This is a genomic window from Lentisalinibacter sediminis (assembly GCF_040706615.1).
Classification (GTDB): Bacteria; Pseudomonadota; Gammaproteobacteria; order Steroidobacterales; family Woeseiaceae; genus Lentisalinibacter; species Lentisalinibacter sediminis.
On the sequence record NZ_JAPDRF010000015.1, the window covers coordinates 1 to 612 of the forward strand.

General features: G+C 66.5%; 1 protein-coding gene. It reads left to right on the forward strand.

All coding sequences use genetic code 11. The annotated features are described in order from the left end of the window. The coding region (locus tag ACJMKX_RS17970) for a Calx-beta domain-containing protein (protein ID WP_405228439.1) at positions 1-612 on the forward strand (612 nt) is incomplete at both ends.

The window sequence follows — 612 nt, forward strand, 5'->3', positions numbered from 1 at the left end:
CCGTCGACTTCGCGCCCGGCGAGACCGCCGCGACGGTCACGGTAGTCGTGGTCGGGGACACGCTCGACGAGGTCGACGAAACGGTTACGCTCGCGGTCTCCAGCCCGGTCAACGCCGATCTGGGCGATGCTGAGGGCACAGGCACCATTCTGGATGACGATGCGCCGCCCTCGCTCACTATCGCCGATGCGACGGTGGGCGAGGGAGACGCCGGCACTGCAGTTCTGAGCTTCGACGTCACCCTGGATGTCCCTTCCGGGCGGACGATCTCCGTGGCGTATGCGAGCGCGGACGGGACGGCCACAGCTGGCGATGACTACACGGCGGCCTCGGGCACTCTGAGCATAGATCCGGGCGCGACAGCGGCGACAATCGAGGTCGAGGTTCTGGGGGACACGCTCGACGAGGCGGACGAGACGCTGACCGTCACCTTGAGCACCCCGGATGCGGTTACACTGGCGGACACCGGGGCGACCGGCACGATCCAGGATGACGATGATGCGCCGTCGCTCACTTCGGAAGCGGTCAGCGTGACGGAGGGAGATGCGGATAATGTCACTGCATCGTTCGAGCTAGTGCTCAGCGCTTCCTCTGCCCGCACGGTGACGGTGA